The sequence below is a fragment of the Archangium lipolyticum genome (assembly GCF_024623785.1).
In the GTDB taxonomy this organism is placed as follows: Bacteria; Myxococcota; Myxococcia; order Myxococcales; family Myxococcaceae; genus Archangium; species Archangium lipolyticum.
Window position 1 is genome coordinate 370,524 of the sequence record NZ_JANKBZ010000001.1, and the last position, 24,979, is coordinate 395,502.

18 protein-coding genes are annotated in these 24,979 nt (G+C 69.4%); 7 read left to right on the forward strand and 11 right to left on the reverse strand.

The features are described 5' to 3' along the window. Positions 1-777, reverse strand: a complete 777-nt coding sequence (map, locus tag NR810_RS01230) for a type I methionyl aminopeptidase (RefSeq protein ID WP_326522481.1) — start codon at positions 775-777, stop codon at positions 1-3. Between the two features lie 144 nt (positions 778-921). Here map and argC point away from each other — a divergent pair, with 144 nt between their 5' ends. The 5 genes from argC to argF are packed head-to-tail and all read left to right on the forward strand — an operon-like array spanning position 922 to position 6,909. Then, a complete protein-coding gene (gene argC, locus NR810_RS01235) occupies positions 922-1,983 on the forward strand; it encodes an N-acetyl-gamma-glutamyl-phosphate reductase (protein ID WP_257446474.1) in 1,062 nt (353 codons plus the stop codon). Further along, entirely contained in the window at positions 1,980-4,055 is a 2,076-nt protein-coding gene (argJ, locus tag NR810_RS52560; RefSeq protein WP_257446475.1) for a bifunctional glutamate N-acetyltransferase/amino-acid acetyltransferase ArgJ, read from the forward strand. The genes argC and argJ overlap by 4 nt, the downstream gene beginning before the upstream one ends. Before the next feature lie 24 nt (positions 4,056-4,079). Beyond that, positions 4,080-4,565 (forward strand): arginine repressor, encoded by a 486-nt coding sequence (locus NR810_RS52565; RefSeq protein WP_257446477.1) that lies wholly within the window; start codon positions 4,080-4,082, stop codon positions 4,563-4,565. Next, a complete protein-coding gene (argH, locus tag NR810_RS01250) occupies positions 4,562-6,007 on the forward strand; it encodes an argininosuccinate lyase (RefSeq protein ID WP_257446479.1) in 1,446 nt (481 codons plus the stop codon). The genes NR810_RS52565 and argH overlap by 4 nt, the downstream gene beginning before the upstream one ends. Next, positions 6,004-6,909: an ornithine carbamoyltransferase gene (gene argF / locus NR810_RS01255; protein WP_257446481.1), complete on the forward strand. Its 906-nt coding sequence runs from the start codon at positions 6,004-6,006 to the stop codon at positions 6,907-6,909. The genes argH and argF overlap by 4 nt, the downstream gene beginning before the upstream one ends. A 113-nt stretch (positions 6,910-7,022) precedes the next feature. Here argF and dacB read toward each other — a convergent pair whose 3' ends face one another. Continuing rightward, positions 7,023-8,531, reverse strand: a complete 1,509-nt coding sequence (dacB, locus tag NR810_RS01260) for a D-alanyl-D-alanine carboxypeptidase/D-alanyl-D-alanine endopeptidase (protein WP_257446482.1) — start codon at positions 8,529-8,531, stop codon at positions 7,023-7,025. 106 nt (positions 8,532-8,637) lie between these two features. Here dacB and NR810_RS01265 point away from each other — a divergent pair, with 106 nt between their 5' ends. Next, the gene (locus tag NR810_RS01265; RefSeq protein WP_257446485.1) at positions 8,638-9,306 is read left to right on the forward strand and encodes a hypothetical protein; all 669 of its coding nucleotides are present in this window, start codon (positions 8,638-8,640) and stop codon (positions 9,304-9,306) included. Positions 9,307-9,381: 75 nt separating this feature from the next. Here the strand turns inward: NR810_RS01265 and carB are convergent, their stop codons facing one another. Continuing rightward, a complete protein-coding gene (gene carB / locus NR810_RS01270; RefSeq protein WP_257446496.1) occupies positions 9,382-12,612 on the reverse strand; it encodes a carbamoyl-phosphate synthase large subunit in 3,231 nt (1,076 codons plus the stop codon). Between the two features lie 154 nt (positions 12,613-12,766). Between carB and NR810_RS01275 the strand changes: the two genes are divergently transcribed. Next, positions 12,767-13,492 carry a hypothetical protein gene (locus tag NR810_RS01275; RefSeq protein ID WP_257446499.1) on the forward strand — a complete coding sequence of 242 codons (726 nt, stop codon included), beginning with the start codon at positions 12,767-12,769 and terminating at the stop codon, positions 13,490-13,492. 69 nt (positions 13,493-13,561) lie between these two features. On the opposite strand, the gene NR810_RS01280 is transcribed toward NR810_RS01275, so the two are convergent. The 8 genes from NR810_RS01280 to ileS all read right to left on the reverse strand — a co-directional run bounded on the left by NR810_RS01280 (position 13,562) and on the right by ileS (position 24,936). Further along, positions 13,562-14,752, reverse strand: a complete 1,191-nt coding sequence (locus NR810_RS01280; protein ID WP_257446502.1) for a pyridoxal phosphate-dependent aminotransferase — start codon at positions 14,750-14,752, stop codon at positions 13,562-13,564. A 73-nt stretch (positions 14,753-14,825) separates the two neighbouring features. Further along, positions 14,826-15,308 (reverse strand): pantetheine-phosphate adenylyltransferase, encoded by a 483-nt coding sequence (coaD, locus tag NR810_RS01285; RefSeq protein ID WP_257446505.1) that lies wholly within the window; start codon positions 15,306-15,308, stop codon positions 14,826-14,828. Positions 15,309-15,341: 33 nt separating this feature from the next. Further along, complete coding sequence (rsmD, locus tag NR810_RS01290; RefSeq protein ID WP_257446507.1) at positions 15,342-15,899, reverse strand: 16S rRNA (guanine(966)-N(2))-methyltransferase RsmD; 558 nt, start codon at positions 15,897-15,899, stop codon at positions 15,342-15,344. Beyond that, positions 15,900-16,937 (reverse strand): hypothetical protein, encoded by a 1,038-nt coding sequence (locus NR810_RS01295; RefSeq protein WP_257446510.1) that lies wholly within the window; start codon positions 16,935-16,937, stop codon positions 15,900-15,902. It abuts the gene before it with no gap. A gap of 82 nt (positions 16,938-17,019) precedes the next feature. Then, the gene (locus NR810_RS01300) at positions 17,020-18,351 is read right to left on the reverse strand and encodes an ammonium transporter (RefSeq protein WP_257446513.1); all 1,332 of its coding nucleotides are present in this window, start codon (positions 18,349-18,351) and stop codon (positions 17,020-17,022) included. A 353-nt stretch (positions 18,352-18,704) separates the two neighbouring features. After that, positions 18,705-19,970, reverse strand: a complete 1,266-nt coding sequence (locus NR810_RS01305) for a right-handed parallel beta-helix repeat-containing protein (protein WP_257446516.1) — start codon at positions 19,968-19,970, stop codon at positions 18,705-18,707. 431 nt (positions 19,971-20,401) lie between these two features. Further along, a complete protein-coding gene (locus tag NR810_RS01310; protein WP_257446518.1) occupies positions 20,402-21,181 on the reverse strand; it encodes a ceramidase in 780 nt (259 codons plus the stop codon). A gap of 14 nt (positions 21,182-21,195) precedes the next feature. Next, positions 21,196-24,936: an isoleucine--tRNA ligase gene (gene ileS, locus NR810_RS01315; protein WP_257446520.1), complete on the reverse strand. Its 3,741-nt coding sequence runs from the start codon at positions 24,934-24,936 to the stop codon at positions 21,196-21,198. Between the last annotated feature and the right edge of the window lie 43 nt (positions 24,937-24,979).

Consider the following 24,979-nt stretch of genomic DNA (forward strand, 5'->3'; position numbering starts at 1 on the left):
TCAGCGCCGGGTGAGCACCATCGGCCCCTGGGCGGTGATGGCCACCGAGTGCTCGACGTGCGCGGCGAGCCGGCCGTCCGCCGAGACGGCCGTCCACTCGTCGTCGAGCACCTCGATGTCCTCGCTGCCCGCGGTGACCATCGGCTCGATCGCCAGGACCATGCCGCGCTTGAGCCGGAGCCCCTGGCCCCGCTGGCCGACGTTGGGGACGGCGGGCATCTCGTGCATGAAGCGCCCGATGCCGTGCCCGCTGAAGCTCGTCACCACCGAGAAGCCGTGCTTCTCCACGTGGCTCTGCACGGCATGGCCGATGTCCTCCAGGCGGTTGCCGTGCACGCAGACGGCGATGGCGCGCTCCAGGGACTCGCGCGTCACCTGGATCAACCGGCGCGCCTCCTCGCTGATGTTCCCCACCGGGATGGTCCGGGCCGAGTCGGCGCAGAAGCCATTCTTGTAGCAGGCGAAGTCGATGCCGATGATGTCCCCTTCCTCGAGGATGACGCTCTTGCTGGGGATGCCGTGGACCACCACCTCGTTCACCGAGGTGCAGATGACCGCGGGGTACGGAGGCATCCCGTGAGGCGCATACCCCAGGAACGCCGAAGTGGCCCCGGCCTTGGTCATCACCTCGTTGGCGATCTCGTTGAGCTCCCAGGTGGACACACCCGGGCGGCAGGCGGCTTCGACGGCATCCAGCACGTCGGCGACGATCAAACCCGTCCGCCGCATCTTCGCGATGTCCTCGGCGCTCTTCAGGGTAATGGACAAGGGGCTCACCCGCGGACGACGGTGGAAATTCCCAGATAGGGCACCGCCTGTGCACCGTCAAGGGAGCGGCGGGACCGGCCCCCGGGCCCCGTTGGCGGGAATATGCATTTGCCGCTTGCTTGTATGCAGAGTAACGAATATTCATGCACGCCCATGCATAAGACGGTGATCGGCATCATTGGCGCGTCCGGCTACTCCGGCGTCGAGGCGACCCACATCCTGGCGGCCCACGAGAAGGTGGAGCTGCGGCTGGTGACCAGCGACAGGTGGCAGGGGGAGGCCGTGGGCCGCCGTCTGGGCATCATGGGGCCACTGGGGCAGCTGCGGTATGCGCCGCTGGACAAGAGCGTGGAGCTGGCGCGCGAGTGCGAGGTCGTCTTCCTGGCTACGCCGGCCGAGTCCTCGCTGCACCTGGTGCCCCAGCTGCTGGCGGCGGGCGTGCGGGTCATCGATCTGTCGGGGGCCTTCCGGCTCCAGGACACGGCCACCTACCCGGCCTTCTACAACTTCACGCACTCGTCACCGGAGCTGCTGGGGCAGGCGGTGTATGGGCTGCCGGAGCTATTCCGCGAGCGGATTCCGGGCGCGCGGCTGGTGTCCAACCCGGGCTGTTATGCGACGGCGTGCGCGCTGTCGGTGGCGCCGCTGCTGCGGGCCGGGCTGCTGGACGAGGGCTCGGTCATCTTCGACGCCGCCTCGGGCACGACGGGCGCCGGGCGCAAGGGCTCGGAGGACATGAGCTTCAGCGAGGTGGACGAGGACTTCCGCGCCTACCGCGTGCTGCGCCACCAGCACACGCCGGAGATCGCCCAGACGCTCGCCCTCACGGCCGGCCGGAAGGTGCCCCTGACGTTCACCGCGCACCTGCTGCCGCTCAAGCGGGGCATCCTCGTGACCGCCTACGCGCGCCTGCGCCCGGGAGCCACCGCCGCCGAGGCCCGCGCCGCGCTGGAGCAGGCCTATGCCTCCACTCCTTTCGTGACGGTGGAGTCCTCGCCGGACGCGGTGGGCCTGAAGGCCGTGGTGGGCACCAACCGCTGCGTGGTGGGCCTGGCCGCGGACAACACGGGGTTCGACCCGGGCCGCGTGGTGGTGACGGCCGCCATCGACAACCTGGTGAAGGGGGCGGCCGGACAGGCCGTCCAGAACCTCAACCTCATGATGGGGTGGGACGAGACCCAAGGCCTCTCCACCCTGCGGGGTTTCAATCCGTGAAGGTGCCGCTCGGCTTCTCCTTCTCCGGCACGCATGCCGGCCTCAAGCCCCAGCGCAAGGACGTGGCGCTCGTCTACAGCGACACGCCCTGCTCCGCCGCGGGCTGCTTCACCGCCAACAAGGCCAGGGCCGCACCGGTCCAGGACGCCGAGCCCCGCCTGCCCGCCACGGGCATCCAGGCCGTACTCATCAACTCCGGTAACGCCAACGCCCTCACCGGCCCCTCGGGCCTGGAGGACGTGCGCACCCTGCTGGCGGAGACGGCCCGGGTCCTCTCCGTGCCCGCTTCCGCCGTGCTGTCCGCCTCCACGGGGGTGATCGGCCACCCGCTGCCCGTGAACAAGGTGCTGGCGGTGCTCGGGCCGCTCAAGGGCGCCCTGCGCGCCGAGCCCGATGCGGCCGCCGAGGCCATCATGACCACCGACACGCGCCCCAAGCAGGCGTGGCGCGAGGTGCGCATTGGCGGGCGGGACGTGACGGTGTCCGCCATCTTCAAGGGCTCGGGGATGATGCACCCGTCGCTGGCGACGGTGATCGCCGTCATCACCACCGACTGCGCCATCCAGCCTGGAGCGCTCGCGGGTGCCCTGCGCGAGGCGGTGTCCTCCACCTTCAACAGCCTGACGGTGGATGGGGACATGAGCCCCAACGACACCGTGTACGCGCTGGCCAATGGCCGCGCCGGCAACCCGGCCATTACGGCTCCGGGGCCGGAGCTGGACGCCTTCACCGCCACGTTGTCGGACCTGTGCCTGGAGATGGCGCGGGAGATTGCCTCGGATGGCGAGGGCGCCACCAAGCTGCTCGAGGTGAAGGTCTCGGGAGCGCCCACCGGGGCCATCGCGCAGGATCTGGCGAGGTCCGTGGCCGGCTCCACGCTGGTGAAGGCCGCGGTCTTCGGGGCGGATCCCAACTGGGGCCGCGTGCTGGCGACCGTGGGAGCGCGCGCCGGCACGCAGGGCTACGAGGTGGATCCCTACTCGGCCCGGGTCCGCATCCAGGGCATCACCGTCTACCAGGGCCAGCCCCAGCCGCACGATCCCGGGCAGCTCAAGGCGCGCATGCGCGAGCCCGAGGTGCACATCGAGGTGGAGCTCACCAGCGGCGAGGGCTCGTCGGTGGCCTGGGGGTGCGATCTCTCGTACGACTACGTGAAGATCAACGCGGACTACACCTCGCTCATCATCCCGAGACCGGATGGAGGCGTGGGCAAGGACGATCGGCTGGCCAACTACAGCCCCGCGTTCAAGACGACGCTGCTGGTCGAGGCGCTCTCGTACATCTCGCGCTTCAAGGGCAGGCGCTGCGTCATCCGCTTTGGCGGCGCGGCCATGGTGAAGGAGAACCTCAAGCAGTCCTTCTGCCGGGACATCGAGCTGCTGCGCTCGGCGGGCCTGCAACCCATCATCGTGCACGGCGGCGGGCCGGAGCTCACCCGCACGCTGGACAAGCTCGGACTGCGGCAGGAGGGCGAGCTCATCACCGACGACTCGGGCCTCAAGGTGGTGGAGATGGTGATCTCCGGCTCGGTGAACTCGGAGCTGGTCACCCTGCTCAACAAGCTGGGAGACCGGGCGGTGGGCCTGTCCGGCAAGGACGGGGCGCTGCTGCGGGCGCGGCGGATTCCGGGTGACGACGGACGCGCCAAGGAGCACGTGGGCGAGGTGACGCGCGTCAACCACGAGTTCCTGGAGATGCTCCTGGGGCAGGGCTACGTGCCGGTCATCTCCCCCATGGGGTTGGGCGAGGACGGGCAGACGTACGATCTGGGCTCGGACGCGGTGGCCTCGGAGCTGGCCAGTGCCCTCAAGGCGCACAAGCTCGTCTACCTGCACGATGCGCCGGGCATCCTCCGGGGCGAGGAGCTGTTCTCGGAGCTCACCTCGGCGCAGCTGGAGGCGCACCTGCTGGCCGGGGCGTTCTCCGGGAGCATGCAGACGCGCTCGAGGATGGCGCTGAAGGCGCTGAGCGCTGGCGTGGAGCGCGTGCACATCATCGACGGGCGGGTGCCGCACAGCTTGATCGCCGAGCTCTTCACCGACAAGGGCGTGGGAACGCTCGTCACCCGTTGAGCAGATGGCGAGAGGGCCTCGAACGTGAGTCCGACCCGGAACAATGGAGACAAGGCAGCGCGCCAGGACGCCATCCGCCGCGTCATCCGCACGCACGCGGTGGCGACGCAGGAGGAGCTGGGGCAGTTGCTGGCGCGCGAGGGCTTCGACGTCACACAGGCCACGCTGTCGAGGGACCTGGCGCAACTGGGGGCCATGAGGGTGTCGAGGCCCGAGGGCGGCACGGTCTACGGACTGGGCGAGGCGCCTCCCCCATCGGGCGAGGCGCGGCTGCTGGAGCTGGGGGAGATGATCCTCACGGTGGAAGACAACGAGATGTTGGTGGTGGTGCGTACGCGACCGGGCTCGGCGCCCCCGGTGGCGGCGGCCATCGATCATGCCCGGCTGGCCGAGAGCCTGGGGACGATCGCCGGAGATGACACCATCTTCGTCGCCCCGGCCCGTGGGAAGTCGGCCCGTACGCTGTCCAGGAAGTTGAAGGCGCTCTTCGGAAAGGAAGAAACCCCGTGACGATTGCCAAGACGGCCGCCTCCGGCGGATCCGGCCTCCACCCGGAGGTGCTGGCATTCACCAGCTCGCTGTCGCTCGACAAGGCCCTCCTGCAGGAGGATCTGGTGGGAAGCCTCGCGCACCTCACCATGCTGTCGCGCACGCGCATCATCCCCTCGGAGGACGCGAAGGCCATCCGCGAGCAGCTGGTGACCATCTGGAAGGCCGCGCAGGCCGGCACGCTCGTCCTCGCGGACGAGGAGGACGTGCACATGGCCGTGGAGGCGGAGATCACCCGCGTCCTCGGGGAGCGAGCGGGCCTGCTGCACACGGCGCGCTCGCGCAACGACCAGGTGGCGTTGGACCTGCGCCTGCACGTGCGGGAGAAGGTGGCCGAGGCGCTCGGGGTGGTGGCGAAGCTGCTGGAGAGCCTGGCGGCGCGGGCGGAGGCGGAGCGCGGGACGATTCTTCCCTCGTACACGCACCGGCAGAGGGCGCAGCCGATCTCGCTGGCGTACCTGCTGTGCGGGTACGGGGCGATGTTCGCGCGGGATGTGGACGGGCTGGGCTTCGTGCTGGAGCAGGTGTCCTCGCTGCCGCTGGGCGTGGGGGCGATTGGAGGCACGTCACTGCCCATCGACCGCGAGGTGACGCGCGAGCTGCTGCGCTTCCCGCGGATGACGATGAACGGGCTGGACACGGTGGGGGATCGCGACTTCGCGATGGACTTCGCGTACGCGGCGATGCGCTCGCTGCTGCACGCGAGCCGGGTGGCGACGGACTTCTACGACTTCGCCTCGCCGGAGTTCGGCTTCGTGAAGCTGGACGGGGAGATCGCCTGTGGCTCGAGCATGATGCCGCAGAAGCGCAACCCGGACGTGTTCGAGCTGATCCGGGGCAAGTCGGGACGCGCGGTGGGCAACCTGAACAACCTGGCGGTGCTGGTGAAGGGGTTGCCGGGCGGGTACAGCCGGGACCTGCAGGAGGACCGTCAGGTGCTGTTGGAGACGGGGCCGCTGCTGACGAGCGTGCTGTCGATGCTGAACCTGGCGTTGGGGAAGGTGTACTTCGACAAGGAGAGGTGCCTGGCGGCGGTGGAGTCGGACTACACGCAGGCAACGGACGTGGCGGAGGCTCTGGCGATGAAGGGGATTCCCTTCCGGACGGCGTACAAGGCGACGGGGGCGCTGGTGAGGGCGTGCCAGGAGAAGGGGCTGCCGCTGGCGAAGGTGACGCTGGAGCTGGCACAGTCGGTGGATCCGCGTTTCGACGCGGAGGTGTTGAAGAGCGCGGATCCGCGGCGGGCGGTGGAGCGCAAGGCCAACGCTGGGGGAACGGGACCGGCGTCGGTGGAGAAGCAGATAGTCGAGTTGAAGTCCCACGCGGCACGGGCGAGGACGATGGCGGATGCCATTCCCCGGCTCGGGTCCCTCTTCGAGTCCTTGCAGGAGGCAGCACTGTGAAGCGCGATTTCCTCACCCTGGCAGACCGTACCGAGGCCGAGTACCGAGCCCTCTTCGAGCGGGCGCACGCGCTGAAGGCGAGCCGCAAGCGCAAGGAAGTGGTGACGACGCTGGCGGGGCGGCACCTGGTGCTGGTGTTCGAGAAGGCGTCGACGCGGACGCACCTGTCGTTCGAGGCGGCGATGTACCAGCTGGGCGGCACGGTGACGACGATCACCGCGGGCACGAGCCAGATTGGCCGAGGCGAGACGATCGAGGACACGGCGCGAGTGATCTCGAGCTACGCGGACTGCATCATGTTCCGCACGTTCGGGGATGATCGGCTGAACGCGCTGGCGAAGGCCTCGAGCGTGCCGGTGATCAACGGCCTGTCGGAGGGAGGACACCCGGTGCAGGTGCTGACGGACCTGTTCACGGTGGAGGAGCGGCTGGGGAGCGTGAAGGGGAAGACGGTGGCGTTCGTGGGCGACTGCGCGAGCAACATGGGCCGGTCGTTCGTGGAGGCGACGCGCTACTTCGGGTTCGACCTGCGGCTGGGGTGCCCCGAGGGTTACCGCCCGTCGGCGTCCCTGCTGGCCGAGGCGGGAGCGCGAGTGCACGTGACGGCGGACGCGACCGAGGCGGTGAAGGGAGCGGACGTGGTGGTGACGGACGTGTGGACGAGCATGGGCCAGGAGGCGGAGTCGGCGAAGCGCAAGAAGGACCTGCACGAGTACCAGGTCAACGAGGCGCTGATGGCGAAGGCGAAGCCCGGAGCGATCGTGCTGCACTGCCTGCCGGCGCACCGAGGGGAAGAGATCACCGACGGAGTGATCGACGGAGGGCAATCAGCGGTGTGGGACGAAGCGGAGAACCGGATGCACGTCCAGAAGGCGCTACTGGAGCAGCTCATCCTGGGTTGATCACCCTCCCCCACTCACCCCTCTCCCTCTGGGAGAGGGACGGGGTGAGGGTATAAGGAGTCCCGGGTTGCCCACTGGAACCCGGGCCATCTCCGCGAGCCACGCCGGGAGACTCACCGCACGGGCAGGGACACCATGGCCTGGGCGAAGTGTTCGAACACCTGGCTCGCGGTGAGTGCGGGCTGTTCGTCGATATTGCCCAGCATGAGGGCGAAGACGACGCGCGGGTGCTCGGGATCACCGGGCCGCTCGGCGACGCCCACGTAGGCCTTCTGTCCCGAGAGCGTCCCGGTCTTGGCGCGGATGCGCCCCCGGATGCCATCGGTCACGGCGCTGCCCGCGAGCGTGCCATCCACGCCGGCGACGGGCAGACTCTCCAGGAGCGCGTGGGCATACGGCTCCTTGAGGGAGGTGTAGATGACCTCCACCAGGCCTCGAGCGGTGGCCACGTTGTAGCGAGACAGCCCACTCCCATCCGCCGGCCGCAGGAGCCGAGGGGAGATACCCCGGCGCACCAACTCCTGAGCCATGGCGTCGCGAAGCGCGGGGTAGCTCTCGGTGCCCATGCGCTCGCGGGTGAACAGCAGGCCGAGCCGCTCGGCGTAGATGTTGAGCGACTCCTTGTTGGTCACCTTCACCAGCTCGGCGAGCGAGGGGCTGACGAAGTCGAGGAGCGGCTCGCTCGAAGTAGCCGAGGGCACGGCGGCCACGCCGGGAGGAACGGGTGCGCGCCAGATGCCGCGGACGGCCAGCGCCTCCTCCAGGCACGAGGTGAACAGCGCCTGGGGCTCGTCGATGGCGACGCGCATGGAGGCCTTGCGCGGGCACTGCTGCGCGGTCGAGCGCCACACGCAGCGCATGCGCCCGGAGCCCCGCTCGCGCACGCAGCCGAGCCCGGCGCGCTGGGCATTCGGGTCGAGGTACACGACGGTGGGGGGCGCGTTGAAGGCCGGGGAGTAGCGGACGGTGATGGGCCGCCGGGGCTGCGAGGAGCAGTCCTGACCCTCGGGGCGCTCCAGGGACAGGTCCACCACGTTCTCGCGGAAGACGAAGGGCGTGGGGGCGGCGCTGTAGGCATAGGCCGCGTCGTCCCAGGCCCAGCCGGGGCCGAAGAGACCATAGGGGCCCTCATCGGCGTTGCTCACCCGCACCGCGCCGAGCCACTGCCGGATGCCGCGCGCATGGATGGCCTCGGCGAGCTGCTCGCAGGCCATGGTGGTCTCGGGGAAGCGCCACGAGCCCAGGGACGGGTCTCCGGACGCCTCGACCACGAGGTCTCCCAGGTAGAGGTTGCCCAGTTGCGTGCCCTCGAGGCGCACGGGGGTGTGGAAGCGGAAGTCCGGGCCGAACGCGGAGAGCGCCGCGGAGGTGGACACCACCTTCATCGTCGACGCGGGCAGCAGGCGCACGTGCTCGTGGCGCGCGTAGAGGGGCGCGCCCGTCACCGCGTCCACCATGAACACACTGGCCAGGGTGCCCTCGCTCTCGACGGACTCGAAGAGCGCGTTGGCCACCGAGACGAGGGTGGGCGGCGGGGGCGAGGACGGACGCGTCCCGCGGGGAAGACAGGCCGACAGCGCGAGGACGGCGGACAGGAGCGTCGTGAGGGGGAGACGGCGCATGGCCGCAAGGTACCACCGCCCTCTCGCAAGAGGGTCGACGCCGGGAGCCCTCACGGCTAGCTTCCCGCGCGAGTGTCCACTCAGGGGGCAAGAGAGCAGAGGGAGCATGAGGGACTTCTCCGAATACCGTGGGTACGAGGTGTACGGCCTGAGCGTGGTGGGGTTCGTGAAGGGGTTCGCCGCCTTCAGGAGCATCGCGACGACGTTCCTGATGCGGGAGAACATCGGGACGCTGGACCGGGAAGGCACCATCGTCATCGAGCCCCACGGCTGGTATCCGCTGGACGGCTATCTGCGCGCCTTCAACGCCATCGCGCGGGAGACGGGCGAGTCCGTGGTGCGGCAGCTCGGCGTGGGAGTGATGCAGAACGTCCACTGGCCCAAGGAGGCCGACTCCCTGGAGGGCATGGTCCGGCTCATCAACGTCGGCTACCACATGCACCACCGCCGCGATGGCGTGCCGCTCCATGATCCGGTCAAGGGCCTCACGCCCTCGCTCATCGGCAGCTACGAGGGGCGCAAGGTCTCCGACTCGGTCTTCGTCATCGAGTGCGCCAACCCCTACCCTTGTCTCTTCGACCAGGGCCTCGTGCAGGGAGGGCTGCGCCGCCTCGGGGTGAAGCCGGGCTCCGTCACCGTCACCCACGAGGCGTCCCGTCCCTGCCGCGCGAAGGACGGGGAGAGCTGCACGCTGCGGCTTCAGCTCGGGCCCGGCGCCGAGTGGGGCATCCGGTCCAGGGTTTCGACCAGGCCCGGGCCCGGCATCCGGTTCTGAGTTCGGGGCCCGGATACCCTCACCCCGCCCCTCTCCCGGAGGGAGAGGGAGGGGATTGGGCTGGGAGCCACGGAACTACTTCTTCGTTCCGAGGTAGTCCTGGAGCGGACGCACCGTCTGCTCCTTGCGCAGCAGGGCCTCCAGCGCCCCCACCGCCATCCGCGCCGCCTGCACCGTCGTGTAGTACGGCACGCTGTGCATCAGCGACTCGCGGCGGATGGAGAAGCTGTCGGCGATCTCCTGCTTGCCGAAGGTCGTGTTGATGACGAGCACGATCTCCCCGTCCACGATCTTGTCCACGATGTGCGGACGGCCCTCGGTCACCTTGAGCACCTTCTCCGTCTCGAGGCCCTTGGTCTGGAGGTACTGGTGCGTGCCGCCCGTGGTCACCAGCTTGAAGCCCAGGGCCCGCAGCCGCCGCGCCAGGTCCACCACCGCCGGCTTGTCGTCGTTCTTCACCGAGATGAAGACCTTGCCGCTCCTCGGCAGCTTCACGCCCGCCGCCTGCTGGCTCTTGGCGAAGGCCGACGCGTAGTCGTCCGCGATCCCCATCACCTCGCCCGTCGACTTCATCTCCGGTCCGAGGATGACGTCCACCCCGGCGAAGCGCGCGAACGGGAACACGGACTCCTTCACCGCCACGTGCCGGAACTCGGGCTCCTGCGTGGCGCCCAGCTCCGCCAGCGTCTTGCCCACCATGCAGAGTGACGCCAGCTTCGCCAGCGGCATGCCCGTCGCCTTCGAGATGAACGGCACCGTGCGGCTCGCGCGCGGGTTCACCTCCAGCACGTAGATGGCCTTCCCCTGGATGGCGAACTGCACGTTCATCAGGCCCACCACGCCCAGCTCCTTCGCCAGGGCCATGGCCTGATCCTTCATCCGCTCCACGAGGTCCGGCGACAGCGAGTGCGGCGGCAGCGTGCACGCCGCGTCACCCGAGTGCACGCCCGCCTCCTCCACGTGCTCCAGCACTCCGCCCACCAGCACCGCGCCCGTCTTGTCCGCCACCAGGTCCAGATCCACCTCGGTGGCGTCCTTGAGGAAGCGGTCGATCAGCACCGGGTGCTCCGGCGACGCGCTCACCGCCTCGCGCATGTAGCGCTCCAGGCTCTGCTGGTCGTACACCACTTCCATGGCCCGGCCGCCCAGCACGTACGAGGGCCGCACCATCACCGGGTAGCCGATGCGCTCGGCCACGCGGTAGGCCTCCTCGTGGCTGCGCGCCACGCCGTTCTCCGGCTGCTTCAGCCCCAGCTTCTCGATGAGCTGCGCGAAGCGCTCGCGGTCCTCGGCCCGGTCGATGGCGTCCGGCGACGTGCCGAGGATCGGCAGCCCCGCCTTCTCCAGCGGCACGGACAGGCGCAGCGGCGTCTGCCCGCCGAACTGGACGATGGCGCCCACCGGCTTCTCGCGCTGGGACACCTCCAACACGTCCTCGATGGTCAGCGGCTCGAAGTACAGGCGGTCCGACGTGTCGTAGTCGGTGGACACCGTCTCCGGGTTGCAGTTGACCATCACCGTCTCGAAGCCGGCCTCGCGCAGGGCGAAGGCGGCGTGCACGCAGGCGTAGTCGAACTCGATGCCCTGGCCGATGCGGATGGGGCCGCTGCCCAGGATGAGCACCTTCTGGCGCTGGGTGGGCGGCGCCTCGTCCTCCTCCTCGTAGGTGGAGTAGAGGTAGGGCGTGTAGGCCTCGAACTCGGCGGCGCAGGTGTCCACCCGCTTGTACACGGGGCGGATGCCCTTCGCGTGCCGGCGCGCCCGGACCTCGCCCTCGGTGCAGCCCAGCAGCTGCGCCAGATACTTGTCCGAGAACCCGTCCGACTTCGCCGCGCGCAGCACCTCGTCCGGCACCTTGTCCAGCTTGCCGAACTCCTGGATCTGCCGCGCCTCGTGCACCAGCCCCTGGAGGTGGCGCAGGAACCACGGATCGATGGAGGACAGCTCGTGCACCTCCTCCACCGACATGCCCTCGCGCAGAGCCTGCGCCACGTACAGGGGCCGCTCGGGCCGGGGCACGCGCACGTTGTCGCGCAGCACCTTGCGCCGCTCGTCCTTGTCCTCGGGCAGCTCCGGCACCTCCAGGCCCGTGCGGCCCGACTCCATGGAGCGCATGGCCTTGAGGTAGGCCTCGCGGAAGGTGCGGCCGATGGCCATCACCTCGCCCACCGAGCGCATGCTGGTGGTGAGGGTGCGGTTGGCGTGGGGGAACTTCTCGAAGTTGAAGCGGGGGACCTTCACCACCACGTAGTCCAGCGTGGGCTCGAAGGACGCCGGAGTGTCGCGGGTGATGTCGTTGCGCAGCTCGTCCAGCGTGTAGCCGAGCGCCAGCTTGGCGGCCACCTTGGCGATGGGGTAGCCCGTGGCCTTCGAGGCCAGCGCGCTGGAGCGCGACACGCGCGGGTTCATCTCGATGACCACGATGCGGCCGTCGCGCGGGTTGACGCCGAACTGGATGTTGGAGCCACCCGTGTCGACGCCGATCTCCCGGATGATGCGCATCGAGGCCTCGCGCAGCCGCTGGTACTCGCGGTCCGTGAGCGTCTGGGCCGGCGCCACGGTGATGGAGTCACCCGTGTGCACACCCATGGGATCGAAGTTCTCGATGGAGCAGACGATGATGACGTTGTCCGCGGTGTCGCGGACCACTTCCAGCTCGAACTCCTTCCAGCCGAGCACGCTCTCCTCGACGAGGATGGTGGAGGTGGGGCTGGCCTTGAGGCCGGAGCGGCAGATGGCCTCGTACTCCTCGCGGTTGTAGGCGATGCCGCCGCCGGTGCCACCCAGGGTGAAGGAGGGGCGGATGATGGCGGGGAAGCCGATCTCGTCCACCAGCGCGAGGGCCTGCTCCATGGTGGTGGCGTAGCCGCTCTTGGGCAGCGCCACGCCGATGCGCTCCATGGCCTGCTTGAAGAGCAGCCGGTCCTCGGCCTTGTTGATGGCCTCCAGCGAGGCGCCGATGAGACGCACCCCGTACTTCTCCAGGATGCCCTCCTCGGCGAGCGCCTTGGCCAGGTTGAGGGCCGTCTGACCGCCCATGGTGGGCAGGACGGAGTCGGGGCGCTCCTGGGCAATGATGCGCTCGGCCACCTCGACCGTGATGGGCTCGATGTACGTACGGTGAGCGAACTCCGGATCGGTCATGACCGTCGCCGGGTTGCTGTTGAGGAGGACGACTTCGACTCCCTCTTCCCGCAGGGCCTTGATCGCCTGGGTTCCCGAGTAGTCGAACTCGACCGCCTGCCCGATGACGATCGGGCCCGAGCCAATCACAAGAACCTTCCGGATATCGTTTCGCTTGGGCATCGCGGGGGGCCCATACCAACCTTCGCCCCCGCTTGCACGAATCGTGTGAACGGGGTAGCCCCCGGGGTGGGAAACCGAGCCCGCCCGGTGGCTGGGAGGACGGTTCCGGGCGCCGGGCCGTCTGCTAGTCTGCGCCTCGTCTCTCGGAGGTCTCATGCGCCGCTGGTCCCTGGTCCTGCTCCTCTCCACCGCGTCTCCGGCTCTTGGCCAGGAGGCCCAGGAAACCCCGACGGCCCCGGCAGCTCCGGCGGCTCCAGAGCCTTCGGCCCCCCAGGAGACCGAGCCGGCCGCCGCCGCTCCCACTGAATCGGCCCCTGCCCCGGCCGCCGAGAAGCCGGTCCGCCGCCGCCGTGCGAAGCAGGAAGCCCCCCCAGCGGAGGCACCCGCCCCTACGGCCGGGGCTCCGGCGGCCCAGGCTCCAGCGCCGGTGGCCCAACCGCCCCCTCCTGCCGCTCCCCCTGCCCCCGTGGCGGCCCCCTCCCAGGCGCCCAAGCCGGGCAGCACCGAGGAGGAGGTACGTGACGAGGCCCGCTATCTGCTCAGCTCCCTGCTCACGGGGGACGTTCGCGGTGCCGTGCCGATGCTGGCCTTCCCCTTCCAGCTCGAGGAGCGGAAGTTCGAGACGCCCGAGTCGCTCGTGGTGACGTGGGTCAAGCAACTCCGGAACAAGCGGACGGACCTCATCACGCTCTACGACGTCGAGGTCCTGCCCTACGCGGAGTTGGAGAGGAAATACGGCAAGCCCCCCGCGCGGCTGGGAGCCATCGTGCCGCGCGGCGGCGAGGTGTACGCGGCGGTGGCCAACCTCTCGGGGCGCGCGGCGGTCGTCCTGTACCGGCAGACCGAGGACGGGTGGAAGGCGTTCGCCTACACGGATTGAAGCACGAGGGACGGGGTCCTCCCTCGGGAAGACCCTCACCCCCTGCCCTCTCCCAGAGGGAGAGGGAGCTCAGCGCAAGGAGGCCGCCAGCTCGCGGAACCGCTCCAGGCCCTTGTTGAGCTGCTCGCGTGACGTCGCGAAGCTCATGCGGATGTAGCCCTCCGCTCCGAAGGGGGCCCCCGGCACCGCCGCGACCCGGAAGTCGTTCAGGAGGATCTCCGAGAACTGCACCGAGCCCGTCACCGGCGTGCCCTTGTACGAGCGCCCGAAGAGGCCACTCACGTTGGGCAGCACGTAGAAGGCGCCCTCGGGACGCCGGCAGCGCACACCCTCGATCGCGTTCAGCGTGTCCACGACCAGGTCCCTCCGTCCCCGGTACTCCTCCACCATGGGCACGAAGATGTCCTGCGGTCCCCTGAGCGCCGCCACCGCCGCCTTCTGCGCGAAGGACGCCGCGTTCGACGTGGACTGGTCCTGGATCATCTGCATGCCCGAGATGAGCCACTTGGGTCCCGCCACGTACCCCATGCGCCAGCCCGTCATCGAGAAGGCCTTGCTCATCCCGTTGATGACGACCAGCCGCGACACCAGGTCCGGCGCCACGTTGCCGATGTTCAGGAACTGCCCCTGGTAGAGCAGCTTCTCGTAGATGTCGTCGCTCAGGATGAGGCACTCGTGCCCCCGCACCGCCTGGGCGATGCCCTCCAGCGCGGCCTTCGAGAACACCGCCCCCGAGGGATTGCTCGGGCTGTTGAGCACCAGCGCCTTCGTGCGCGGCGAGAGCGCCTTACGGATGGCGTCTGGATCCGGCGCGAAGCCGTCCTCCTCGCGCGTCTCCACGAACACCGGCTTGCCCCCGGCCAGCTGCACCATGTCCGGGTAGCTCACCCAGTACGGCGCGACGATGATGACCTCGTCGCCCTCGTTCAGCAGCGCCTGGAACGCGTTGTACAGGGCCTGCTTGGCGCCCACCGTCACCAGCACCTGCTCCGGCGCGAAGGTGAGGTGGTTGTCCCGCTCCAGCTTCGCGCAGATGGCCTCGCGCAGCTCCTGGATGCCCGACGTGGGCGTGTACTTGGTGAAGCCCTGCCGCAGGGCCTCGATGGCCGCCTGCTTGATGAAGTCCGGCGTGTCGAAGTCAGGCTCGCCCGCCGCGAGACTCACTACGTCCACACCCTGAGCCACCAACGCCTTCGCCTTCGCGTTGAGCGCGAGCGTAGGGGACGGTTTGATCGCCTTGAGCCGATTCGCGAGATTCATGGGAGGCGCCTCCAGACGCACTCCGCGTAAGGTACCACCCGCATTTCACCGCGTCATGGGGGAAGGAGGGCGCTCAGCCCTGCTTGCCGTACTTCGCCCGCAGCACCTTGAGCACGTTGGGCGGTACGAGCCCCTCCACGTTGCCACCGAACGAAGCAACCTCCCGGACGAGCTGCGACGACACGTAGAAGTAGTCCTCGCCCGTCATCATGAAGACGGTCTCGATGCCAGGGGCCAGCTTGCGGTTCATGTTCGCCAGCTGGAACTCGTACTCGAAGTCGGACACCGCCCGCAGGCCGCGCAGGATGACGTTCACCCCGCGCCCGTTCGCGTACTCCACCAGCAGGCCGTGGAAGGCGTCCACCTCCACCCGCGGATCCGGGCACGCCTGGCGGATGAGCTCCTTGCGCTCCTCCTCACTGAAGAGCGGCACCTTCTTCGGGTTGACGGCAACCGCCACGATCACGCGATCGAACATCTGCAACGCGCGCTGGATGATGCTCAGGTGACCGTTGGTGAGCGGATCGAATGAACCCGGGTAGATGGCGGTACGCATGCGGGCGCAGTCTCGACGCACCCCGGCAAGCGGTCAAGGAATGCGGAAGAGACTTACCAGCGTGTCCCCGAACCGCCGCTGATCCACCCGCTCGAAGCCGGCGTGGGACTCGGGGGCCGGCTCGCGCTTGTCGTGCTCGATGACCACCGTCCCCCCGGGAGCCAGCACTCCGGCCCTGACCACTCCCTCCAGCACCGTCTCCACCACCCGCGCCGCGTAGGGCGGGTCCGCGAAGACGAGCTCGAAGCGATCCCCGCGGCGCCCGAGCGTCTCGAGCGCCCGCTCCACCGGCTGCGCGAGGATCTCCACCCGGGAGGTGAACCCCAGGGTGTCCGTGTTCGTCCGGCAGAGCGACAGCGCCTCCCGGTCCGAGTCCACCAACACCGCCTTGGGAGCCCCGCGCGAGACGGACTCGAGGCCCAGCGCCCCCGTCCCCGCGTAGAGATCCAGCACCTTCTGCTGCTCCAACCACTGTCCGAGCACGTTGAAGATCGTCTCCCGCACCCGGTCCGCCGTGGGGCGGATGTGCTTCGACGTCGTCTTGGGGCCCGCCAGCGCCCGGCCCTTCGCCGTACCTGCCACGATGCGCATCTAGTCGCCCCGGTTCTCCGCCAGGAACATCATCGACTTCCACCCCGTCCTCGTCGCGCCCAGCCCCGCCAGCACCTCGGAGGCCTCGGCGAACGTCAGCGCCTCCAGCCGCGCCGCATCCCGGGCCTCCAGAGGCGCGAGCTGCTCGCCCAGCACGCCCAGCAACTCCCCCGCCGTCAGGCCCGCCTTCTCCGCCTTCTCCTCCAGGCTCGTGCGCACCGCCTCCGGGTACGAAGCCAGCGCGATCCGCTCGAAAGGGGCCACACATTCCACCTTCCTCACGCCCGCCGCCACATATGTCGGCAGCGCCCGCACCGAGCGCCGCCCCGCCTCCCCCACCGACACCCCCGCCCCGTGCTGCCGCGTCAGCTCCACCAGGCTCTGGAGGAACTGCACCTCCGGCTCCTCCTCACCCAGGATCGTGGCGGGCACACGGAGGAAGCGCGCTCCCACGCCCCGCTTCCGCAATCCCTCGAGCAGCGCGCGGGCGCCCTCCAGCTCCTCGCCCTCGGCACCCGCGGGCAGTGACACCTCCAGCGCCAGCTCGCGCTCCACCACCGCGCCGGACAGCCTCGGCACCACCTCCACCGCCACCTCCACGGGCAGCCGCGTCACGTCCAGCGACACCAGCGAGAAGCCCGCGTCCACCAGACGGAAGAGTCCCTCCTGCAGCTGCGCCATCGTCTCGGGGCCCACCTTCGACACCCGCACGGGCCCGGCCTGTAGGAAGAGGGGCCGCGCATGACCATCCGCCTCGGCCACCTGCTGCACGGAGGCCATGAAGCGCTCGGCCGCCCCGCGATCCGCCAGGGGATGCGGGCAGAGCAGCCCCAGCACCGCGTCCTCGCCCCGCGCCGCGGCCAGCATGCCCGGCAACATCGGCCGGGTGGGCGCGGGCAGGCACGGCAACGCGGCGGGCACCCCCTCCAGGGCCTTCAGCAGATCACGCGGGTTGAGCACGGGCAGCCGGGAGGCCGTCCCCAGCCGCGCCACCACGCTCGTCGGCCGCAGTGTCAGCACCTTGTCGAGCACATTCATCCGGGGGCCGAGAATCGTCCGCTCCCGAGGGGGCCGCAAGCGGCATGTGGGGGTTCCGTTCAACCCCTCACCTCTGGAGGGCTCACCCCTCCATCGCGGGCTCGGCGCTGAGGGGCGCCTTCTGCTCGGAGGCGCTGGCCTGCGCGGGAGCGGCCTCGCGAGGCGCCGACGCGCCGTGGCCGCCACCCAGCGACATGCCGGTGTGGTAGGCGCGCTCGCCATGGACGTGGGGATCCAGCCCCTCGTACTCGGCCTCGTCATCGACGCGCAGACCCACCACCGCCTGCACCACCTTGAGGAGCACGAAGGTGAGGAGGGAGGAGAAGGCGGCCACGGCCAGGATGCTCAGGGCCTGCTTGCCGAGCAGCGCCCAGTTGCCACCAGCGAGGACCCCATCGGCTCCCGCCGGATTGACGGCCACGGTGGCGAACACACCGGTGAGCAGGGCGCCGAGCGCACCGCCCACGCCATGAACACCCACGACATCCAGCGCATCGTCGTAGCGGAAGTGCTCCTTGAGGAGGACGCCGCCGTAGCAGACCGCGCCGGCCAGCAGGCCGATGGCCAGCGCGCCCATGGGCGCGACGAAGCCGGCGGCCGGGGTGATGCCCACCAGACCCGCGACGAGACCACTGGCGGCACCCAGCGCGGTCACCTTCTTCAGACGGATCAGGTCCACGAGGCCCCACGCCACCGCGCCGGCGGCGGCCGCCAGGTGGGTGTTGGTCGCGGCGACGGCGGCCAGCTCGTTGGCCGCGAGCGCGCTGCCCGCGTTGAAGCCGAACCAGCCGAACCAGAGGAGCCCCGCGCCCAGCAGGGTGAAGGCGAGGTTATGCGGGGGCTGACGGGCGCCCTTGCGGCGGCCCACCACGAGCGCCACCACGAGCGCCGACACACCGCTGGTGAGGTGCACCACGGCGCCACCGGCGAAGTCGAGCGCGCCCAGCTTCAGCAGCCAGCCATCCGCGGCCCACACCCAGTGCGCCACGGGCGCGTACACGAACGTCGCCCACAGCACCGTGAAGAGGAGGAAGGCGGAGAACTTGAGCCGCTCGGCGTACGCCCCGCTGATGAGCGCGGGCGTGATGGCGGCGAAGGTGCCCTGGAACAGGAAGAAGAGGATGTGCGGCAGCGAGCCCTTGGCCTCCGTCCCCACCCCCTTCATGAACAGGTACGTGGCGCCTCCGATGAGGCCTCCCTGGCTCTCCCCGAAGGCGAGCGAGTAGCCCCACAGCGCCCACACCACCGTGACCACCGCCAGAGCGCCAAAGCTGTGCATGAGGGTGGAGAGCACGTTCTTGCCCTGCACCATGCCCCCGTAGAAGAGCGCCAGACCCGGGACCATCAGCATCACCAGCGCACTCGCCACCAACACCCACGCCACATCGGCTCCGACGATTCCGCCTGACATCATCACCTCTCGGTCGATGGGCCTCGTGGGCCCGCCCTGCTCGCGAGCAGTGCAACCGGTGAGCCAACACGCCATCCCCCCCAGGGAACAGGCGCATCCCCTCGAAATCCATGGGGATTTCCAGGTGGGAGCGGCCTGCCCGCCGGCTTCTGTCGATCCTCCCGGCGGCCTACGAATTTGTAGGTTCCCCCTCGCGAACCGACAAATTCGTAGGATTCACGGGGAGTGGGATCGCGAGCCGCGGGAAGGGACGGACACCACGACAGCCACACCGTGAGGACGGCCGCGCCAGCCTCCCTCCTACAATTTTGTCGCTCGCGCTCCTTGGAGCTACGAAATTGTAGGAGGCGTGGGGCTCACTCCAACAAGCCGGAGCCCTGATCCACGCCGATCACCTGCTGCCACACCTCGAGCTTCTCCGGCGAGGAGAGCGTGAGCAGGTCTCCGGGGAAGTCTCCCAGGAAACGCGCGAGGTCTCCGTCGAGCCGAGCCGTCACGGCATCGGCCTTCAGGATGCCATCGGCGGCATAGAGGTTCTCCTCCATGAGGAGCCCCGGGCGGAAGGGCACATCCCCCAACCGGAGCAACAGCCGTTGCGAGCCGCTCCGCACGGTGTTGTTCCTGACGACGAGCCCGGTGATCACCTTGCCATCGGCGGCCAGCATCAGCCCGTAGCTGGCCGTGCCCTCGATGAGGTTGCCCTCCACCCTGGCGGTCCTGGCGCTCTCGATGCGGATGCCCTGCCCATTGCCCTCGGGGACGTTGCGGATCTCCTGGAGGTGATTGTCCAGCACCGACACGTTCTCGGGGGGCGAGCTGCCACCCAGCACGGAGACACCGCGGCCCGAGCGCGAGATGGAATTGCCCTGGACGAGGATGTCACGGGCGAGCTGCTGGACGAGCACCGCCTCACCCGCGGAAGAGCCGCCCGGGCGGATGGCGGTATTGGGGAAACCCCAGAGGACGTTGTCGCGCACGGTGACGCCATGGCACTGCTTGATGTCCACTCCGTTCTCGCCCTCGTCGTGCAGCGTGTTGCCCTCGATGAGCACGAGCTCGGCGGGAGCCGCACCCGCCTGGCATTGGATGGAGTCTCCCGAGTTGTGATGGATGTCGTTGTCCCGGAGGGTGATGTTCCGTGACGGGCCCACCACCACCACGCCATGGGAGTCATCCCCGGACTTGATGAAGTGGTGGATGGTGTTGCTCTGGATGGTGATGTCCCGCGGGCCATCCACGAGCACGCCCGCGCTGGTCGTGCCGCTCTTCAGCTCGCTCCCGGACAGGACGGACTGACTGGCACCGCTGTCGAAGATGACGGCGAACATCGGAGCACCCCCGACGTCGACCTGCAGGTTGTCCAGGTTCCAACGCCCCCGGATGCGGATGACCGCGCTCCGGACCCTGTCTTTCGGGACGAGGGTGGGACGGGACGAGCCCTCTCCGCGCAAGGTGATGGGGGCGACGCCCGAGCCCTTGGACTCGAGAACGAGCTCCTCCGGGTACACCCCCGGGAGCACCCGGATGACCTCTCCCGGGTTCGCGAGCGCCGCCGCCCGGCCGATGGTGCGAAGCGGGGCCTCGAGCGTGCCCTTCGCCCCATCGGACCCCTTCGTGCTCACGTACCAGCTCCGGCCCGTGGGCGTTGGAGGTGGAGGTTGTGCCGGTGGTGGGGGCTGCGCAGGAGGCGGATCCGTCGGCGTGGGCTCCTCCTTGGGAGGCGGTTGCACCGGAGGGGGTGGCTGCCCCGCTTGAGGCGGCGGCTGCTCCTCTGGAGGGAGCGGCTGCTCCGTCCGAGGCGATGGTGGCAACACCCGAGCCCTGGGTAACTCCGGCTCACAGGCGAGCAGGAGCAGACAGGTGAACACTCCGCATGCACCCTTGAGGCTTCTTCCGCCGCGCTCGCCTGGTTTCACCCGGTGCCCTCCCCCTCACAACCCCTACCGCGGCGCCGAAAGTCGCCATGAGGGAGGCAGGCAACAAGGGGGACGCCCTGCGGTGAGGTGGCACACCGGGCGACACGCGCCGCCCCTCACCCGCCAGGTGTCAGGCGTCACACGGTCGGGCCCGTGGAGCTCCGCACGAGAGGAACCACTCCCGCCGCGAGGCGCAGCCGCGGTGCCTGCCCGAGTGTCTTCAACCGGTCATGGGCGATGACCATCAGGAGCGCGTAGAACCCACAGGACACCAGCACATGCCACCACGCGTGGAACTGCGGGTTGGGGACGCCATGCGCGGGGAGCGTCTCGTTGAGCGTGGGGCAGAACTGGATGTCACTCAGCCAGAGGACGATGGCGAGCGCATAGGCGCCGATGCCGAGCTGGAAGACCCGCCTCGCCGCCACGTCCTGACTCCGGCGGTGGATGAGGTAGACGCGCGCGAGCGCGTAGAACTCGAGTGACGCGAAGCTCACCTGGAAGGCGAAGAACTGGAAGCGCCCCCGGGTGAAGGCCGAGAGGTACGTCGAGAGCACCGCGTAGCCGAGCAGCGCGAGGGGGAACCCCAGCCCGAAGCGCCGCTCGGGGCGGTTCTCCACCAGGATGTAGACCATGACGAGGGCGAGGTAGAGCATCGGGAGCTCGTCCAGCATCTGGTACTGGAAGAGGAGCGTCGCGTGGAACGCGATGCTCCCGAGCCCCACCACCGACACCATCGCGAACGCGAGCATGAACCGGCGCTCCAGCACGCGGTGATGGAGCGCGATGCCGAGGACGCCCGCGAGCACCATGGCCAGGCTGGAGACCGAGTTGAACAGCTCGCAGACGTAGTGGAGGTGCTCGTAGTTCGTCTCGCACCAATCCACCGTCGATGTGGCCGGTCCCCAGAAGCCCATGGTGGATGCCTGGGTCAGGCGCGCTCCACGCGAAGGCGTGCGGGCAGGCCGTTGAGGTTGAACTCCTCTTCCTTGCCGGTGAGGCCCTCGGGGCCCACGTGCAGCTCCGAGGCGAGCGTCTCGCGGGAGATGGACTCACGCGCCTCCTCGGTCACCTTGCGCACCCGTGCGTCACCGTCCACCCAGAGGCGGATGCGGTCCGTGTAGCCGAGCGCCATGTCCTTGCGCGCCGCCTGCACGCGGGCGAGCAGCTCGCGCACCAGGCCCTCGTCCACGAGCGCCTCGGTCAGCTCGGTGTGGAGCACCACCACGCCCACGCCCGCGCCCGCGGCGGCGTAGCCGGGGTTGGCCTCCACCAGCACCTCCAGCTCCTCGGAGGGGAACACCATCTGCTCGCCCTCGACGGTGAGCGCTACCCTGCCCTCCCGCGCCAGCTCGCGCTGGAGCGCCCGGCTGTCGGCGGCGTCGAACGCCTTGCGCACCGGGGCCAGCTTGGGACCCAGGCGGCTGCCCATCGCGCGCAGGTTGGGCCGCACCTTGTAGCGCACCACGTCGGCCTCCTGACCGGCCTCCAGGAAGCGCACCTCGTGGACGTTCAGCTCGTCGGCGATGAGGTCCTTGTAGACGGCCACGCGCTCCTGCAGCTCGCGGCGCGAGAGCATCACGTCCGCGTGGGACAGGGGCTGGCGCACCTTGAGCTTGTTGTCCGTGCGGACCTTGAGGCCCAGGGACACCAGCTCGCGCACCGCGCCCATCTCCGTGGAGAGCCCCTCGTCGATGAGGCGCGTGTCCGGCTCGGGGAAGCGGCCCAGGTGGACGCTCTCCGGCTGGGACGTGGGCCAGGGCCGGCGCACCAGGTTGCTCCACATCTCCTCGGCGAAGAAGGGAATGAAGGGGGCCGACAGCGCGGTGATGGTGGTGAGCGCCTCGTACAGGGTGAAGTACGCGTCCAGCTTGTCCTGCTCCAGGCCCGGTCCCCAGAAGCGCTCGCGGCTGCGGCGCAGGTACCAGTTGGAGAGGGCGTCCACCAGCGCCACCAGCCGCTGGGCGGCCTCGTACACCTGATAGGAGTCCAGCGACCGGGTGACGTCGCGCAGGGCGAGCTGCACCTCGGAGAGGATCCACCGGTCAAGCACGGTGCGCTGCTTCGGCTCGCGCCAGCCGGTGCTCTTGCGGATGGCGAGCCAGGGCACCTCGGAGGAATCCGGGTTGCCGCGGGCCGGCGAGAAGCCGTCGATGTTCGCGTAGATGGTGAAGAACGAGTAGACGTTGCGCAGCTTGACCTGGAAGTCCTTCTGCAGGAGCCGCACGTTGCTCAGCGAGTGGCGCGTGTTGGACCAGGTGGGGCTGGCGGCGAAGAAGAACCAGCGGAAGGCGTCCGCGCCCGGGGCCCGGCTGGCCGGGTCCTTGAGCACCACGCGCTCGGTGTGAGCCAGGCGGGGCACCTCCACCGGCATCACGTCCGCGCCGCGCGCCGAGGGGGCCACCCCCAGCGCCTCCAGGTCCTTCTTCGCCAGCAACACCACGCGCCGCTTGAGCTTCTTGTGCACCTTCACCGTGAGGGTGAGGGCCTTGTCCGCCGCGTCCGGACGGAAGAGCTGCACCTTGGAGCCCTCCTGGATGTCCAGGCCCTCGAGGTCCTCGCGGGCGATGAGCGCCTCGCCGGCCACACCGGGGACGCCCGCCGCCTTGTCATCGAGCACGGCGAAGTCCATCCGCACCTCGTCGAGGATGATCTCCGGCGGGGTGTAGTTGCCCTTGGACTTGGACTCCTTCTTGCCCTCCTTGTCGGAGACGTGGCCCAGGACGATGCAGCTCTTGTACGGCATGGGCCAGCCGCGCTCGGGGGTGATGCCCTCACGCCGCTGCGTCTCCTCGTCGAAGACGAGCGTGCTGATCATCAGCAGCGAGTAGAACCAGCCACGGGTCTGGTCGATGGCCTCGGAGATGAAGTCGGCGGGGAAGGCCTGGGCGAACTTCTCGCGCGAGCCGGGCGCGTGGGGGTAGCCCCACTGGGCGAAGGGCATGCAGCCCGAGTCGAACCACACGTCCACGACCTCGGGGACGCGCACGAAGCGGCCGGGGGTGCCGGGCTTCTCGTAGGTGACCTTGTCGATCCACGGCTTGTGGACGATGAGGTGCTCGGCGCTGGTGGCGCCGGGCTTGCGGGCGATGAAGGCCTTGAGCTCGGCCTCCACGGCGGCCAGGTTGCTGCCGGGCTTGTCGCGCAGGGCCTGGAGCGAGGAGATGGCCTCCACCTCGCCGGTCTCCGAGTGCACCCAGAGCGGCAGGGGCGTGCCCCAGTAGCGCTCGCGGGAGAGGGCCCAGTCGACGTTGTTGGCGAGGAAGTCGCCGAAGCGGCCCTCCTTGATGTGCTCGGGGACCCAGTTGACGGCGCGGTTGTTGGCGATGGCCCTGTCCTTCACGGACGTGGTGCGGATGTACCAGGCGGGCCGGGCGAACTGGATGAGCGGGTCGTCATCCGCGCGCCAGCAGAACGGGTACTCGTGGCGATACTGCTCGATGAGGAGCATCCGGCCGCGCTCTTTGAGCTCGCGCTGGATCTCCTTGTCGGCGTCCTTGACGAAGCGGCCGGTGAGCTGGGGGAAGTCCTCGGAGAAGGTGCCGTCCGGGCGGATGGCGCAGAACATCTCCAGGGCCTCGGGCTTCGCGAAGCGGGTGCGCTCGTGGCGGAAGGCCTCGTAGTCGTCCTCGCCGAAGGCCGGGGCGATGTGGACGATGCCCGTGCCGCTGGAGAGGGTGACGAAGTCCGCGCCGATGATGCGCCAGGCGGGCGTGTCCGTGCCCCCGCCCGCGAGCGGCAGCTCCGTGTTGCCCACGCGCTGGAAGTACACGTCATAGGGAGGCGAGTAGCGCAGACCGACCAGCTCGCTTCCCTTGCGCGTCTGGAGGACGGGCAGGTCCTTCTTGAGCTTCTTGGCCAGCTCCTCGCGCAGGGCGGCGGCGACGATGAGCTTGCGGTCACCGGCGTCGACGGTGACGTAGTCCACCGTGGGGTTGACGGCGGCGTACATGTTGGACGGGAGCGTCCAGGGCGTGGTGGTCCAGATGAGGAGCGAGGTATCGGGCGAGTCGCGCAGGGGGAAGGCGACGTAGGCGCTGGGGTCGTCGACGGTGCGGTAGCCCATGCCGACCTCGCCGGAGCTCAGCGCGGTGCCGCCCTGGGGCCACCACCAGACGATCTTGTGCCCCCGGTAGAGCAGGCCCTTGCGGAACAGCTCGGCGAGGGCCCACCAGACGCTCTCCACGTAGCCGCGGTGATAGGTGACGTAGGCGTCGGGGAGGTCGACCCAGAAGCCGATGCGCTCGGTCAGCCGCTCCCACTCGTTGGTGTAGCGGAAGACGGACTCGATGCAGCGCTCGGTGAAGGGCTCCACGCCGTAGCGCTCGATCTCCGCCTTGCCGTGGATGCGCAGCTCCTTCTCGACCTCGACCTCGACGGGGAGGCCGTGGGTGTCCCAGCCGGCCTTGCGGGGGACGCGGTAGCCGCGCATGGTCTTGTAGCGCGGGAACAGGTCCTTGATGACGCGGGTGAGGACGTGGCCGTTGTGGGGCAGACCGTTGGCGGTGGGAGGGCCCTCGTAGAAGACGAAGGCGGGAGCGTCATCCCGGCCCTGGAGCGTCTGCTCGAAGATCCGGCGCTCCTTCCAGAAGGCGAGGATGCGGCGCTCGTCGGCGGGAAAGTCGATCTCGTTGGGGACGGTGGCGAACAGGGGGCCGGTGGACTGGGACATGGCGGCCGAGTGATAGCACCTGCCGTGCCCGGGTGTAGGCCCT